The sequence below is a fragment of the Agrobacterium tumefaciens str. B6 genome (assembly GCF_001541315.1).
GTDB classification, from domain to species: Bacteria; Pseudomonadota; Alphaproteobacteria; order Rhizobiales; family Rhizobiaceae; genus Agrobacterium; species Agrobacterium radiobacter.
In genome coordinates this window covers 1-14,572 of the sequence record NZ_LMVK01000052.1, presented here as the reverse complement: position 1 = coordinate 14,572, position 14,572 = coordinate 1, and the positions used below count along the sequence as shown (strand labels likewise).

Genomic DNA, 14,572 nt, shown 5'->3' with positions numbered 1-14,572 from the left:
ATTCGCGTGGTGGCGCCGGCCCCAGCATTTGTGATGGTATGAAGACCGGTTCCATCTGCCATCAAGAACATGGCGTCGTCGGTCCCGACTTGGCGATCTCAAAAATCAGTTGTCATCGATAGCTTGAACGTGCGCGGCGCGCCCTGTGCGATCGTACTGTAACTTGCCACGCCTGACCAATAATCCTTGTCGAAGACGTTTTCGACGGAAGCACGGAATGTTACCGGCCTGTTCTCGATTTCCGTCTTGTAACGCGCGCCTAAATCCAGCCGCGTCCAGGACGGGATTTTCAGGCTATTGGTCGTATTGATATACTGCTCTCCAGTGTGGATCACATTGGCTGAGAGGGTGAAGCCCTCGAGAAACGACGTATCCCACTCCACGCCAATATTCGCCTGAACGGAGGGAACACCAATAGGCTTGTTTCCGAGGGTCTGGGAACTCGATGTTTTCGTCAGCGCGCCATCAATTAGCGTCAATCCACCGAGCAAGCGGATATCATCCGTGACCTCTCCAAAGACGTTAAACTCAAGTCCGCGATTGCGTTGTTCGCCTCCTGCCGAAAACAGAAGCCCTGCCCCGGTCAATTCCAACTGACCAAACGGCTTTTCGATCTGGAATGCGCTAACCGTCATTCCAACATGGCCAAGATCGATCTTCGTGCCGATCTCGTATTGGGTCGTCCGATAGGGAGCAAGCGTTTCACCGGAGTTGACTGCAGTGATAGGCGCCGTGTCGCCAATGCTGAGCCCCTCGGCATAGTTTGCGTAGAAGGATACGGCATCCCAGGGACGGACGACGACACCCACCAACGGCGTGACTGCGTCCTCATCCGATGAAGAGGAAACCATGCCCGTGACCGTATTGAAGTTTTTCGAGTCGATCTGCTGAAAGCGGCCACCAACGGTCAGTTGCAGTCGTTCGTCCAGCATCGACAAGGTGTCGGACAGCGCAATGCCAGAGAGCGTGCTTTCCGACACTTTCGGCACCGAGCCCGGATTCGCCACAAACTGCTCAACCCGGCTCACCGGATCGTACATGTTGCTGAGATCGGTCGTTCCAGACACGATGGCACGGTCGAGGCTCTGCCTCAGATGGCTCGCCTGCAGGGTAACCGCATGAGAAACAGGACCGGTATCGAACTTCGCCCTCAGGCCGGTCTCCGCTGTTAGCCTGTCGACATCGAAGACGCCATTTTGCGGCAGGGTGCTGATGTCGCCGGCGGAGTTGAGAATGGTAGGCAGGCCGAACAGGCGATGGACATAGGAGGTGCCGCCGCCTGCTGCACCGAACCAGGTGACATCGTCGGTCAGATCATATTCGAATCGTCCAAGAACCGAGCGGTCCGTGCTTTTCGACCACTCCCATGGCTGCTGTACGTTCAGCGATCCGTCGGGCGCAGGCGGGATTGCTGCAAGACGACTGCCTGGGTAGAACGGACGCGATAACGCATCGTATTTTTCATGCTGTCCAATGATATCGAGCGTGGCTCTGAGGTTTTCTCCCTCGTAGTCCAGGGCCAGCGAACCAACAAAGAAATCTCGGCTCTGATCGTCGATTTGCGTGTCACCGCCGTGAACACTGCCATTGGCCCGGACACCGAACTGACGCTCATCGCCGAAACGGCGGGACAGGTCGACATGAACGCCGCCCTGCATCTTTGAAGCATAATCAGTGGTGATCCGTGTCAGGTCTTCATCCAGAGCCCGTTTCGGCACGATATTGATGGTGCCCCCGACGGCGCTGTTGGGTGAAATGCCATAGAGGAATGCTGTTGGACCCTTCAACACCTCAATGCGTTCCGCATATTCCGTGAAAACGCGGTAGGCCGGCGCAATACCGTAAACGCCGTCAAAGGCCATCTCGCCGAAATTGCCTTCGCCGATCGGAAATCCCCTGATATAGAAGGAGTCCAGCATTCCGCCGGACGAATGGGTGTTTCGGACCGATGGATCATTATCCATCACTTCACCAACGGTCTGCGCGCCCTGATCCTCAATCTTCTGCGACGTATAGGCCGTTGCACTAAAGGGAGTGTCCATAAAATCCCGGTCGCCGAGTATGCCAAGTCGCATACCTTTTGCGACTTGCCCACCGGCATAATGATCCGGCAATGTTCCGATCGAGGAGGTTTTCTCTCTGTCGCCTGAAATGACGATTGGTTTGAGTTGCATCGTATCTTCGGCGGAAGCTGGCTCGCTGGCCACAACCGCCAGTACTATCGCGCATCCCGTGCGAACATTCATAACAAGCCCCCGACAAAATTGACGACCGCAGGCTTTCGCTGATTCGAGGCCTCACGCTTTGATCAAGCCGAATAGATAACATGATAAAAAGAGTCAATTTTGATTCTGCGTCGGGCAAAGATCGGCCTTGTTCGAGATCAATTCATCGAACGGTCATTACCAATGGAAGCGACCGGCCAAAGAATCATTTGGGGGTCATTTATCTGGATAGCGTAAAGCAGTTGATAGGATTCGAACTGCCGACCATTACTCCGCGAAGTCAACCACGCGTCCCTGCGGACCTCGAAAAGGCAAATTATTGGCGCCCTGTGCCTGTTTTCAGCCGCGCCATGGGTCCACGACAACAACGCCGGTTTCCTGGAAATCTTGAATGTTGCGTGTGACGACAACTAGACCGTGCACGATCGCCGTGGCAGCGATGAGTGCATCAGCTTCATTGCGGCGGTCCGGAATATGCAAGTGGGCGCATCTTGTCGCAACTGCTTCATCGATGGAGATGATGCGATCAGCAAACCCTGGGCGAACTCGGCTATCCATCCAGGCTCGTAAGCGAGAGCCCTGCTCAATGTCACGCCGCTGGATGCTGAATATCCCGCGCTCAAGCTCCAAAATTGTTATGGCGGAAATATAAAAATCACGGGAATCCCGCGCACTTAACCAAGCCGTCACGTTCAGATCAGCTTTACCGTCGCCCACTTTACGGAGCTCGGAGACTACGTTTGTGTCGAGCAGATATTTCAAGACAGATCAACTTCGCGAGTAGCAATGACCGATCGAGACGGATTCAAATCGATACTCGACAATCCAGGCATTGACAGCGCATCTACGAGATTGTGACGTTTGCCTGTCAAGCGCTCAAACTCACCGTACGTCATCAGTACATGCGACGGTCTGCCGCGATCAGTGATAACGACGGGTCCTGCTTCAGCAGCTTTTTTAGCTCTGCCGACATCGTGATTTAATTCGCGGCTGGTCAAGCTGGTAGTAGCCATATGCGCCTCCGTGTAGGAACATACCTACATATAGCGCCCTCGTTTTCATTACGCAATGCCCTGCTACAGATCAATTTTGCTTCCTCTACTGAGAGGACGTTAAGCAATCAGGGTAGCCACTCAGATGACTGGCTGATCCACATCGCCCATGCAGATGCAAACCAAGCCCCGCATCTGCGTGGGCCCTGCCGGACGTCTCCACCTTGAAAAGAAACGAACCGCCTCCCCCTTACTCTGCTGTCTAAGTCACTGATTCATATAATTTTTGTTGGATAGAATCGTTTTTTGGAGCATCCGCTGCTTCTGGTTCCGTCATTAGTTGCCGGCTTAGATGGCTTAGCGCGCAAATTGTTGTATGTGATTTGTTCCTACTCAAAGCCATGCCAATCTCACCGAAACAATCAGCTTTCTACCAAACCATCCCTCTAGAAATATTGTAATCTTCGTGCTACATATCGGCCTAATCTGTAGTGCGAAGGTGGCAAATGCCGACACCTCACAATCCTTCGGCCGCTGTGCGGCGCGCGCTGCGCAAACTGGGCGCAGACATCCACGACGCACGTCGACGTCGCCGCCTACCTATGGCGGTAGTAGCCGAACGTGCCTTCACCTCACGCTCAACGCTTCAAAAGATCGAGGCCGGGGACACCAATGTCAGCATCGGCATCTATGCAGGCGTCCTCCAGGCACTCGGCCTACTAGATGGGCTGAGCCAAGTCGCCGACATCAGTAACGACAGCGTCGGCCAGGCTCTGGCCAGTGCGGAGTTGCCCAAGCACGCTCACCCAAAGCGATCGCCGGGATCGTCACGCGATGGCTGATTTTGAAATTCATCTCGACCTCCACGGCCGCACACGTCCAATCGGTTTGGCGCGGAGCAATCGCGTCCGTGGTGCCGAAACGATCATGTTTGAGTATGACCGTGCCTGGCTTGAGGACCCCGACCGCTTCTCGCTGGAGCCCGCTCTAGCTCTGAGCCGGGGAGCGTTTGCCCCACTCGCGGGCCTTGCAACATTTGGCTCTATTGGCGACTCAGCACCCGATACCTGGGGCCGACGGCTCATGCAACGCTCGGAAAGGCGCTTGGCTGAGCGCAATGGGCGGGCCGTTCGCACGCTTGCCGAAAGCGACTATCTGCTTGGCGTCGCCGACGAGACACGGCTCGGCGCGCTCCGGTTCCGCTGGGTAGGCGACGAGGAATTCCAGGCGCCAATCCGTGCCGGCGTTCCCGCCCTCATCGAGCTCGGCCGCCTGCTGCAGATCACCGAACGTATTCTGCGCGATGAGGAAACCGACGAAGACCTTCAACTCATCTTCGCGCCTGGCTCCTCGCTTGGCGGAGCGCGTCCGAAGGCTTCTGTTATCGATCAACATGGCCATCTCTCGATCGCCAAGTTTCCTAAGGAAACCGACGACTACAGCATTGAGACATGGGAAGAGGTCGCTCTGCAACTGGCTGAACAAGCCGGCATTGTCACGCCCCGCCACGAGCTCATCGACGTCGCCGGCAATAAGGTCATGCTCTCGCGTCGCTTCGACCGCGATGGTGCTGTCCGGATCCCCTTCCTGTCCGCGATGGCGATGATGGGCGCAAAGGACGGCGAGCGTGGAAGCTATCCGGAGATCGTAGACGCCTTGGCCGAACACGGCGCGCAGGGAAAGACCGATGCGCACGCGCTTTATCGCCGCGTCGCCTTCAATGTGCTGATTTCCAACGTTGATGACCACCTGAGAAATCACGGCTTTCTGTGGCTCGGTAAAGCTGGCTGGTCGTTATCCCCTGCGTATGATCTCAATCCAGTGCCTACTGACGTCAAGGCGCGCGTCCTGACGACCAACATAGATCTTGATGAAGGCACTTGCTCCCTTGATCTGCTGGAAGAAGCTGCCGAGTTTTTCGCCCTCACACTCGCCCAGGCCCGTGCGATCATTAAGGAAGTCGCGAGTGCCACCGCAACATGGCGCGAGACTGCGAAGGCGGTCGGTGCGCGATCAGCCGAGATCAACCGTATGGCCAGTGCATTCGAGCATGATGATTTGCAACGAGCGCTAGCCCTATGACGAAAACCTTCCTACACAGTTTCGCTCCGTCCCCGGCCAGCCCGATCACCGGCGCGACCGTCGACCTCGATGTCGCGGACATCGAGGTCGCTGGCATTCGCGAAGTGTTTCAGGGGTCAGAACAAGATGGGGTGGTTGCCGCCCCATATAGCGCCGGGCCCCCCGGCAGGTCCTGCACGCGTTAGACTTGTGGCGTGGAAAATCCCTCTGCCTGCCTGGTTTCGCCCCTTCCGATCCTCCCCTTGAGCCATACAAGCGCGTCATCCAGGAAAGTGAACACCACAGGAATGACCAGAAGGCTTAGGAAGGTGGAGGTAATCAATCCGCCTATGACAACGATACCCATGGGTTGACGAAAGCTTGAATCGCCAGAGACGAGACTAAGCGCCGCCGGCAGCATGCCTCCGGCCATGGCGATGGTCGTCATGATAATGGGACGTACTCGCTTGTGGCAGGCATCGATAAGGGCATTGTAGCGAGACATCCCAGCCCGGCGCGCCTCGATAGCGTACTCCACGAGGAGGATCGAGTTTTTCGATACAATCCCCATCAGCAAGATCAAACCGATAACAGCTGGCATAGAAAAGCTTGTCCCTGTCAGTACCAATGGCAACAGTGCGCCGCCAAGCGCCAGCGGCAGCGCCATCAAGATCGTGACGGGTTGCAGGAAATCGTGAAACAGCAAGACCAGAACGGCATAGATGCAGAAAATGCCGATTGCCATGGAGGTGCCGAAACTGCTGAACAATTCGCTCTGCCGTTTCAACTCGCCCTGCTCAACGAATTTCACACCCTGCGGCAGGTTTTTATAGCTGGGCAACTGTGCGGCCTCTGCGGTTACTTCGGAGAGGCTTCTGCCATTCAGCTCTACTGACAGCGAGACGTTGCGCGATCGGTCAAGTCGGTCGATCTGGCTGGGGCTGGAGCCGATTGAGATATCGGCGATAGCTCCGAGCGCTACCTTGCTGTCCTTACCCTCGACCGGGACGAGTGAGATCGCGTCAAGCGACTGACGGCTCGCGCTGTCAAGCATGACGCGAATGGCGATCTGGCGTTCGGGCAGATTAAGCTTCGACAAAGCTGCATCATAGGCACCCGCCGTCGCCACTCGAATAGCCTCGGCAATGGCCTTGGACGTAACACCAAGAGAGGCCGCTTGCGCAAGATCGGGTTTGATGGTGACCTCCGGCGTCTGCATGGCCGCGGAAGAGGTGACATTGCCGATGCCTGGAAGCGTGCGCAGATCAGCCTCGAGGCTCGCTGCCGCCTTATCAAGAAGATCAGAGTCGTCGCCTGCAAGCGTCAGCGTGAGTTTTGTCCCGTTGCCTCCAGAGCCTATTTCCAGACGAACGCCTGGCAACTGTTCCAAGGCTTTTCGCAAATCATTTTCGATCTGTGACTGCTTTATGTCCCGGTCGTCAATCGGCGTCAGATTGACGACGAGCGTGGCGCTGTTGGTGCTTGAGTTCGACGTGCTGTTCATCCCGCCCGTAGAGGCTGTGCCGGTTGCCTGAAACACCGAGGTGACGTGGTTTACGCCTGCGATGATCTCAGACGCTTTTCGGGCAGCCTCGTCAGTCGCTTCAATTGTCGATCCATATGGCGTGGTGAGGGTAATTTGCGTTTGGCTGTCGTCAGAGGCCGGGAAAAAGCCCGTCGACAAATGAGACAACAGCAGGATCGTAAATGCCAGAAACCCGACCGTCCCAAGCACTGGAATCCAGCGGCGGCGTAATGCACCCTTTACCAGCCAGAGGTAACCGCGCATCAGGCGACCGTCCTCTTCGTGCTTCTTGCCACTGGCCTTCATCATATACGCCGCCATCATTGGCGTTACCAACCGCGCGACCAGAAGCGAGGCTAGAACAGCAACCGACGCCGTAATACCGAACTGCTTGAAGATGATGCCGGGAATACCGCCCATGAAAGCGGTTGGGAGGAAAACCGCGACCAAGGTAAACGTGGTGGCAATAACAGCCAGGCCGATTTCGTCAGCTGCCTCCATCGCCGCCTCGAAGGGGCTTTTACCCATGTTGAGATGTCGCTCGATATTTTCTATCTCGACAATGGCGTCATCCACGAGAATCCCGACCACGAGTGAAATCGCCAGCAGTGTAATCGTGTTCAACGTATAGCCAAGCAGATACATCACAAGGAAAGTCGGTATGATCGACAGCGGCAGGGCAACAGCCGCGAGAAGCGTCGCACGCCAGTCGCGCAGAAACAGCCACACGACGAAAACGGCGATGAGCGCGCCCTCATAGACCATGTGCATCGAGGATTCGTAGTTTTGCTCGGTGGGTACGATGGTGTTGTAGGCTTCTTCGATTGTCACGCCCGGATTGGCCGCGGCAAATACCTTCATCGCGTCGCGAACTTTCTCGGTGACCGCCGTATCCGAATATCCTTTTGAACGCTTGATCTGAGCGGCAATCACGGGTTTGCCATTCAGGTAGGCAAGTGAGGTAAGATCGTTGTGGGTATCTGTCACCGTTCCGAGTTCGTCCAGTCGAACCCAACTCCCGGCAGGCAGAGGTATGGGCAATGATCGGAGCTGTTCTACACTGTTTGCCGTTGCCAGCGTCCGGACAGACTGACTTTCGCCGCCAATTCTGCCCTTGCCACCAGACAAATCGGACTGCACCGCTTCGACCTGGCTGTTAACATCATTCGCGGTCAAACCAAGGCCATCGAGGAGATTTGCGTTGAGCTCTACCCTCACTTCTCTATCGACCCCGCCAAGGCGACCGACTTCACCAACACCGTCCACAGCCATCAGCGCGCGCGACAGATCGTTGTCGATGAACCAAGAAAGCTCTGCAGAATCCAATTTGTCTGAATGTACGACGTAGGTGATGAGCGGCGAGGCGTTCAACGACTGTTTCGAAACGGTCGGTGCGTTCATTTCTTCCGGCAGGTCGTTCTTTGCCTGGTCGACAGCACTCTTGACCTCATCCAGTGCTTCCTGGGTGTCCTTTCCAACCTGGAAGGCAACAGAGATGCTAACAGAACCATCCGTGATCGTTGTTGTGACGGAGTCCAGCTTGGAAAGGCCCGTCAGTTCATCCTCGATCTTGCGAGCCACTTCCGTTTCGAGCTGAGACGCCGCCGCCCCATCCAGTGAAGCACTGATCTCGATCGTTGGAAGGTCCATATCGGGGAAATTCTGGACGTCGAGGCGATTGAAGGCCCACAGACCACAGGCGGTCAACAGGACGAAAAGCAGAACGGGCGGGACGGGATTGCGGATGGACCATGAGGAAAAATTCACTTTGCTTCCTCCTTTTTGGCAATCGTGGCGCCGTCGGACACTCGCACAACTGAGCCATCTGCGAGGAAAGCACCACCTGCTGTGACGACTTTGTCCGCCTTTTCGATACCAGAAACAATCTCGACACGGTCGCCCTGTCGGCGACCTGTCTCGACGCGCTTCCGCGCAACGGTCACCTTCTCAGCCTCATTCAAAATGAAGACATAGGAAAACCCGTCCCGGAGCGTGATGGCGGTCGCTGGCACTGTCAGCGCATCGGTGTGGTCGAACTCGAAGTAGCCGCTGGCGAGTATGCCGGTCTTCGGGGTTTGCGTTCCTGCCTCGGGCTGGAGGGTCACATAAACCGTGACCCTACCATTATTTGTCGACGTGGTGGGTGAAACCAACCTAACCTCGCCGCTAATATTGCCGTCAGGGGTCGGTATAACTGCTTTCGTTCCTTGCTTTACATCGGCCAACCGCTTTACCGGCAACTCCGCTTGCCATTCGACCCTGCTTTGCCGGATGAGCTTGAACAGTTCGTCACCGGCATTCGCGACGTTACCGAGAGATGCCGAACGCGCAGATATGATCCCGTCATCGACGGCGTAAACCTTTGTCCGGTCCAGTGTCAGTTGCGAAGATGCCAGCGCAGCTTTCGCAGAGAGGACGTCGGCTTTCGCCTTGCGCTCGCTGATCAGATACTCTGTCGTTTGCTGCTTCGACAACGCACCGGACCCCGTCAGTCCTCGGGCGCGATCCGCATCCGCAACCGCTTGATCGAGCGCCGCTTCCTGCTTTTCGACCGTCGCTTGCTGCTGTTCCAAATCCGTCTGCGCCGTATCAGCGGAGAACTGCACCAGCAGGTCTCCCTTTTTAACCAGCGCACCGATATCTGCTTTGACGTCGATGATTTTAAAGCCGCTAACCTCAGCGGCGATGACCGCTTCATCCCATGCGGCAAGTCGACCACTCGCGGTAATAGTCACCGGCCAGTTCAAGAGCTGAGGGTTGGAGACGCTCACTGTCAATGCTGCAGCTTGAGAGCCGGTCTGTGCGGAGTCTTCGCTACGGGCCGACTGCGGCAGGAAAGTTACGGCAAGGGCCATGGCGAGAGAGGTAAAAGCGGATCTACGCATCAGTGTGTTCCAGTCATAAGGGTATTCGAGGCGCCAGGCGAAGCGGACCAACCGCCTCCCAGGGACTTGTAGAGTGCGATCCAGTATCGGACCGCGTCGCGCCTGATTTCGATGAGGGTGATGGCGGCAGACTGTGCCGAGCGACGCGCCTCTTCCCGGTCGAGGATGCTGACGCCACCAGATTTCCAATTCTCATCGACCGAGCGGAAATAGCTTTGATAGTTATCAGCGGCCGTCTTGGCATCGCCGATACGCTTCAAAGCCGTGTTGACGCGAATGAGGGCTGTTTCCACGTCTGCGACAGCCGTCAAGACGCCGGACTTGTAACTTGCTACAGCAACATCGTAATCCGCCACTGCACTTCTGACGGCAGCCCTTTTGGTGCCGCCATCAAACAGCGGTATCGACAATGCAGGACCAAAGGACCACGGTATCGATCTGTCGGTTACGGTGGATTCGCTGATTGAAATGGATCCAGTCAAGCTGAGACTTGGATAAAGGTCGGCCTTTGCCGCGCCAACATCCGAAACCGTTGCTGCGACCTCTGCTTCCAGCGCATTGACGTCAGGCCGTTGCCTCAAAACCTCCGCCGGTACAGAGGCGATCCGCAACGATGAAGGCTGTGGAATGCTACTTTTCCCCTGGTCCAGCAATTTTCTGATCACCACTTCATCGGTAGCAGTCAGTTGGACCAGTGACTTGATGATGATTTCGCAGTCACCACGTTGGGCGGTCAAATTTGACGAGGATGTCGCCGCACTTGCGCGGGAGAGCGCCAAATCCGCAGTTGACGTGAAGCCGGACTGTGCTGACTTTTCAGTGGCGCGTAGTGTCTCTCTCTGCGACGCGAGCTCGTCGCGGTAAAGCTGTTCCAACTGGCGACACGCGCGATACTGGACGTAGTAATCACCGACCTCGGCTGCGACGGAAATCCGCGCGTCATGCCATGACCAGACTTTGCCTCGGGCTCTCGAAGCCGCAGCCTGTGTTTCTTTCTTGGTCTTGCCGAACAAATCAAGTTCCCAGGCCGCGTCGAAACCACCACTTTTGTTCGTTCCGGCTACAATCTTATTGAGGTCATCGCCTTTGTTGCCCCCGCGCGATGCAGAGGCAGACCCATCCAGCGACGGGAAGAGGCCCGCACGTGCGCTGTCGAGCGTCGCACGCGCCTTGTCGATATTGCCGACGGCTTCTTGAACGGTCGGATTTTCCCGTTCCGCCAGTGTTAGCAATTCCGTCAGCGAAGGATCTTTAAAGCTTGCCCACCACGCGACGAGATCAGTAGGGCGTCCTCCATGCGGGAGAGTCGCGTGCCAATAGGCTGACACGACGGAACTTGAAGGTTTGAGGGTGCCAAGGGCGGTACAACCGCTGAGTACCGCCAACGTCGCGAGGACGGAACCTGAAGAGAAGACTATACGCATGATCCGGGCTGCCTTTAAGCTGTCGGCTGCACTATAGGGATCGCGATGTTAATGTCGGTCAAGAACGTGTTAAGTTATGTAAAACTGCTGTATTTGCGGGCGTCATGCCTTAAAGAATTCAAGCATCGACGCGACGGATGCAAGACATGCCTAAGGTGCTTTTAATCGATGATGACATCGAGCTTACAAATCTGCTCTGCGAATACCTGACCGAAGAAGGCTTCGCGGTTGACACCACAGACGACGGCAGAACCGGTGTCGTTGTAGCAAAAACGACGTCACTCGATCTCATTGTCCTCGACATCATGATGCCCCGTATGAACGGCCTCGATGTGTTGCGGAAAATCCGGCAGGTTAGCGATGTCCCGGTTTTGATGTTGACGGCCCGCGGTGATGACATTGATCGTATTTCCGGGCTTAATCTTGGCGCGGACGATTATGTCGCCAAACCCTGTTCGCCGGGAGAACTGGCCGCTCGAATCCGCGCGATTCTTCGTCGATCTAGCCGAAGCGAACGGGATGGTGGGCTGGAGGTGCTGAAAACGGGCGCGCTGATGCTATATCCCTCAACCCGCAGAGCAGAGTGGTCCGGTACCCAGCTCGAACTGACCGGCACCGAGTTCAGTCTGCTCGAGGTGCTTGTGCGTTCTTCCGGCCAGTTGGTTTCCAAACAGGATATCTCATTGCGCGCCTTCGGCAAGCCGCTGACCGCATTTGATCGCCGCATCGATGTCCATATCAGCAGTATCCGCCAAAAGCTCGGAACCCGCGAAGACGGGCAGCCGTGGATTCAGGCTGTAAGAGGCCGCGGCTATCAGCTGTTAGAGGACTAGTGATGCATCGACTATTCTGGAAATTTTTCAGCGTGGTCTGGCTTGCCATGGCAGGGTCGATAGCACTGCTGTTTGCAATTAGCACCATGTTCCAATCCCCTTTTGAAGAAGAAGTCGCCAACCGCGAACACAGGCTTGTCCTGGAAACAACGGCCCAGGTCCTGCAATCTGGTGGCTTAGACGCTGCAATGAGGCTAGTGGAGGCCATGCAGCGTACCGGTCGCGCGTTATCCATCCGCATCAGTCCGGTTGGTTCAGCAATCGACTGTGTTGGCAAGGCGGAACGTGACTTAATTGTGAACGCGGTGAGAGACGGGAATTGCTACGAGGTCGAGATTGCTGGATCGCCTCAGGGTGTGCTTTCGAAAACCTGGCCGCGGACAGTGCCATGGCTGGCCGCACTCATGGCAGCCGCTGCTGCTGCTTACTGGCTCGCCCGGTACTTTATCACCCCTGTGGAGCAACTCCGATATGGGCTGCGAGCCATAGCAAATGGTCAACTCGATGTTCGAATAGCACATACAATTGGCAGCAAGCGCGACGAAGTCGCCTCTCTGGCGCACGACCTCGACACTACGGCAGCACGTCTTCAGGAACTCCAGATTGCACAGCAACAGTTGTTTCACGATGTCTCTCACGAGATACGCTCACCCCTGTCAAGATTACAGGCGGCTATCGGCGTCTTGCAACAAAACCCGGCGCGGTTGACCGCAATGATCGAGCGAATGGGACGAGAAGTCGAACGCTTAGATGAATTGGTCGGGGGAATTCTAACCCTGGCGAGACTTTCGGAACGAAACGCTCCGCGCTTTGATCGACAAACACTGGATGTTGTCGATCTCGTGAGGGAGATTGTCGAGGATGCGAGTTTCGAAGGTCAGTCACGCGATATTAGGGTTCAATATGAAGGTGTCGACACATTCGTTGCTTTCGTCAACGGTGAATTGATTTACCGGGCGCTAGAAAACGTGATCCGCAATGCAATTGCCTACACCAGAGACAAGACATCTGTTCTCGTCACTTCGGAAGTACACGGTCAGCAACTTTCACTCTCGATCCAAGATGCGGGACCTGGCGTACCGGACGCGGAACTGGACGCTATTTTCCAACCGTTCTCACAGAGCTCCACCGTCACGACGCGCTCAGGCTTTGGCCTCGGCCTCGCCATCACCCGCCGCGCTGCCGAATGGCATGGCGGCTGCGCAACAGCCAGCAATACGCCGTCAGGTGGACTACGCGTGGAAATCGTTATCCCTGCGAGTTCGCGAGATGCTAGGGCAGTGATTTAACCGCCCATCGTGGGTGTTGGATGGAAGCTGCTGTTCTCTTCCGCGTTCAAGATGGACTTTCGCCACCAAGCCTACAATTTATCCAACTTTACACGACGTTTACAGCGCTTAATGTCTGGCTCTCTATGGATGTTTGTGAGTTCACCTGCAGGGTATAGCCCTGTGCTGCCAGGTTCAGATATGGAAGGACCTGTGGATCATTGACGAGAATGTTGATAGCGAAGCTTTCACGATGGTTGGCGATGTCACGTTGTTCGCTTAATCCCCGACAAGGCGTTTGCCGATGAGCTTACGCAGTTGCGCCGGTCACGACTTTCCAATGCGCCATTGCGCGGATGCGATGAATGTGGGTGGCCAGGGCTGAGCGTTTCTGATGTGGCGGCACGAAGAGATTTCTGACTGCTGAGAAGACCGGGATAAAACGTTGCAAGCCGCCGACGGAACGGAAGCCCTGCATCATCCGCTCTCGTTTTCGAAGCGGCACGTGAGAATTCTCCGCGCGATTGTTCAGGTCCTTGTGTGATCGATGTTCGACGCCGGGCATTACATCCCGCCTTGCTGCTCCGTATGAGTGCAGTTTGTCGCTGACGATGCGCTTTGGCGAAAGGCCCTGCTTCTTCAGCAGCCTGACCAGCAATCGCTTGGCTGCCTTGGTATCGCGGCGGGCCTGGACGATCTCGTCGAGAACGTAGCCGTCCCGGTCAACGGCACGCCAAGGCCAATGTTTCCGGCCGCCGATGGAAATCGCCCCCTCGTCCAAATACCAGATATCCTGTTGTGACGGCTTCTTTCTGCGCAACTGCTTGGCATAAGCCGCCCCGAATTTATGGCCCCATCGCCGGATCGTTTCGTAAGATACGACAATGCCTCGCTCCAACAGCATTTCCTCGACCAACCGCAGACTCAATGGAAACCGGAAATACAGCCAAACGGCATGGGCGATGATCTGCGGCGGAAAGCGGTGGTTCTTGTAACTGATCGTCGTCGAGCTCATCCCGCCCAATTATCCGCCAACCGTTAAGCCGCAGACAACGTGACATCGCCGGTTGCGCTACCCGTAACCGCCCCGTCGGGTCTCTCACCGCAGACAATTCTCATACCGAAATGAAATACCCGGTCTCGGATATAATCGGGATATCCGTTTCATGCGCGCAGAATCTGGCAAAATATTGCCGCTTGCTTCCTTCCCATTTGATAACTTATGTTGGCAATGTTCTCAGGGCGGGGTGCAATTCCCCACCGGCGGTATCGGGATTTTTCCCGGAGCCCGCGAGCGCTTCCGGTCTCCAAAGCCGGAAGGTCAGCAGATCCGGTGAGAGGCCGGAGCCGACGGTATAG

At 56.1% G+C, this 14,572-nt stretch carries 10 protein-coding genes, 1 pseudogene and 1 riboswitch; of the genes and pseudogenes, 4 read left to right on the top strand and 7 right to left on the bottom strand.

What is annotated here, in order from left to right:
* Positions 1–98: 98 nt before the first annotated feature.
* The 3 genes from ASB65_RS25945 to ASB65_RS27895 form a co-directional block, all read right to left on the bottom strand.
* Positions 99–2,246, bottom strand: coding sequence for a TonB-dependent receptor (locus tag ASB65_RS25945; RefSeq protein ID WP_060725853.1), 2,148 nt, complete (start codon positions 2,244–2,246; stop codon positions 99–101).
* 318 nt (positions 2,247–2,564) lie between these two features.
* On the bottom strand, positions 2,565–2,987 hold the full coding sequence (locus ASB65_RS25940; RefSeq protein WP_060725852.1) for a type II toxin-antitoxin system VapC family toxin: 423 nt from the start codon (positions 2,985–2,987) through the stop codon (positions 2,565–2,567).
* Entirely contained in the window at positions 2,984–3,238 is a 255-nt protein-coding gene (locus ASB65_RS27895; RefSeq protein ID WP_080868757.1) for a type II toxin-antitoxin system Phd/YefM family antitoxin, read from the bottom strand. The genes ASB65_RS25940 and ASB65_RS27895 overlap by 4 nt, the downstream gene beginning before the upstream one ends.
* Positions 3,239–3,723: 485 nt before the next feature.
* Here ASB65_RS27895 and ASB65_RS25935 point away from each other — a divergent pair, with 485 nt between their 5' ends.
* Positions 3,724–4,059 carry a helix-turn-helix domain-containing protein gene (locus ASB65_RS25935; RefSeq protein ID WP_060725851.1) on the top strand — a complete coding sequence of 112 codons (336 nt, stop codon included), beginning with the start codon at positions 3,724–3,726 and terminating at the stop codon, positions 4,057–4,059.
* Positions 4,052–5,299, top strand: coding sequence for a type II toxin-antitoxin system HipA family toxin (locus ASB65_RS25930; protein WP_060725850.1), 1,248 nt, complete (start codon positions 4,052–4,054; stop codon positions 5,297–5,299). Before ASB65_RS25935 ends, ASB65_RS25930 begins: the two co-directional genes overlap by 8 nt.
* Positions 5,300–5,480: 181 nt before the next feature.
* Here the strand turns inward: ASB65_RS25930 and ASB65_RS25920 are convergent, their stop codons facing one another.
* From ASB65_RS25920 to ASB65_RS25910, 3 genes are read right to left on the bottom strand one after another with little or no spacing between them, the layout of a single operon-like run.
* The gene (locus ASB65_RS25920) at positions 5,481–8,570 is read right to left on the bottom strand and encodes an efflux RND transporter permease subunit (RefSeq protein ID WP_060725848.1); all 3,090 of its coding nucleotides are present in this window, start codon (positions 8,568–8,570) and stop codon (positions 5,481–5,483) included.
* Complete coding sequence (locus ASB65_RS25915) at positions 8,567–9,688, bottom strand: efflux RND transporter periplasmic adaptor subunit (protein WP_060725847.1); 1,122 nt, start codon at positions 9,686–9,688, stop codon at positions 8,567–8,569. Before ASB65_RS25915 ends, ASB65_RS25920 begins: the two co-directional genes overlap by 4 nt.
* Positions 9,688–11,112, bottom strand: a complete 1,425-nt coding sequence (locus ASB65_RS25910; protein WP_060725846.1) for an efflux transporter outer membrane subunit — start codon at positions 11,110–11,112, stop codon at positions 9,688–9,690. Before ASB65_RS25910 ends, ASB65_RS25915 begins: the two co-directional genes overlap by 1 nt.
* 146 nt (positions 11,113–11,258) lie before the next feature.
* Here ASB65_RS25910 and ASB65_RS25905 point away from each other — a divergent pair, with 146 nt between their 5' ends.
* Together ASB65_RS25905 and ASB65_RS25900 are read left to right on the top strand one after the other, a co-directional pair.
* The gene (locus ASB65_RS25905) at positions 11,259–11,945 is read left to right on the top strand and encodes a response regulator (RefSeq protein WP_060725845.1); all 687 of its coding nucleotides are present in this window, start codon (positions 11,259–11,261) and stop codon (positions 11,943–11,945) included.
* A 2-nt stretch (positions 11,946–11,947) separates the two neighbouring features.
* Positions 11,948–13,234 carry a sensor histidine kinase gene (locus ASB65_RS25900; RefSeq protein WP_060725844.1) on the top strand — a complete coding sequence of 429 codons (1,287 nt, stop codon included), beginning with the start codon at positions 11,948–11,950 and terminating at the stop codon, positions 13,232–13,234.
* A 289-nt stretch (positions 13,235–13,523) separates the two neighbouring features.
* Here the strand turns inward: ASB65_RS25900 and ASB65_RS25895 are convergent.
* A pseudogene (locus ASB65_RS25895) lies at positions 13,524–14,274 on the bottom strand (IS6 family transposase).
* Between the two features lie 168 nt (positions 14,275–14,442).
* Positions 14,443–14,572: riboswitch (FMN riboswitch) on the top strand. This riboswitch is flagged as partial in the annotation.

What these genes read in the sequence shown, in the direction of transcription:
- ASB65_RS25910 (WP_060725846.1), bottom strand. Translation starts at nt 11,112, where the DNA reads ATGCGTATAGTCTTCTCTTCAGGTTCCGTCCTCGCGACGTTGGCGGTA.
- ASB65_RS25915 (WP_060725847.1), bottom strand. Translation starts at nt 9,688, where the DNA reads ATGCGTAGATCCGCTTTTACCTCTCTCGCCATGGCCCTTGCCGTAACT.
- ASB65_RS25930 (WP_060725850.1), top strand. Translation starts at nt 4,052, where the DNA reads ATGGCTGATTTTGAAATTCATCTCGACCTCCACGGCCGCACACGTCCA.
- ASB65_RS27895 (WP_080868757.1), bottom strand. Translation starts at nt 3,238, where the DNA reads ATGGCTACTACCAGCTTGACCAGCCGCGAATTAAATCACGATGTCGGC.
- ASB65_RS25905 (WP_060725845.1), top strand. Translation starts at nt 11,259, where the DNA reads ATGCCTAAGGTGCTTTTAATCGATGATGACATCGAGCTTACAAATCTG.
- ASB65_RS25945 (WP_060725853.1), bottom strand. Translation starts at nt 2,246, where the DNA reads ATGAATGTTCGCACGGGATGCGCGATAGTACTGGCGGTTGTGGCCAGC.
- ASB65_RS25900 (WP_060725844.1), top strand. Translation starts at nt 11,948, where the DNA reads ATGCATCGACTATTCTGGAAATTTTTCAGCGTGGTCTGGCTTGCCATG.
- ASB65_RS25935 (WP_060725851.1), top strand. Translation starts at nt 3,724, where the DNA reads ATGCCGACACCTCACAATCCTTCGGCCGCTGTGCGGCGCGCGCTGCGC.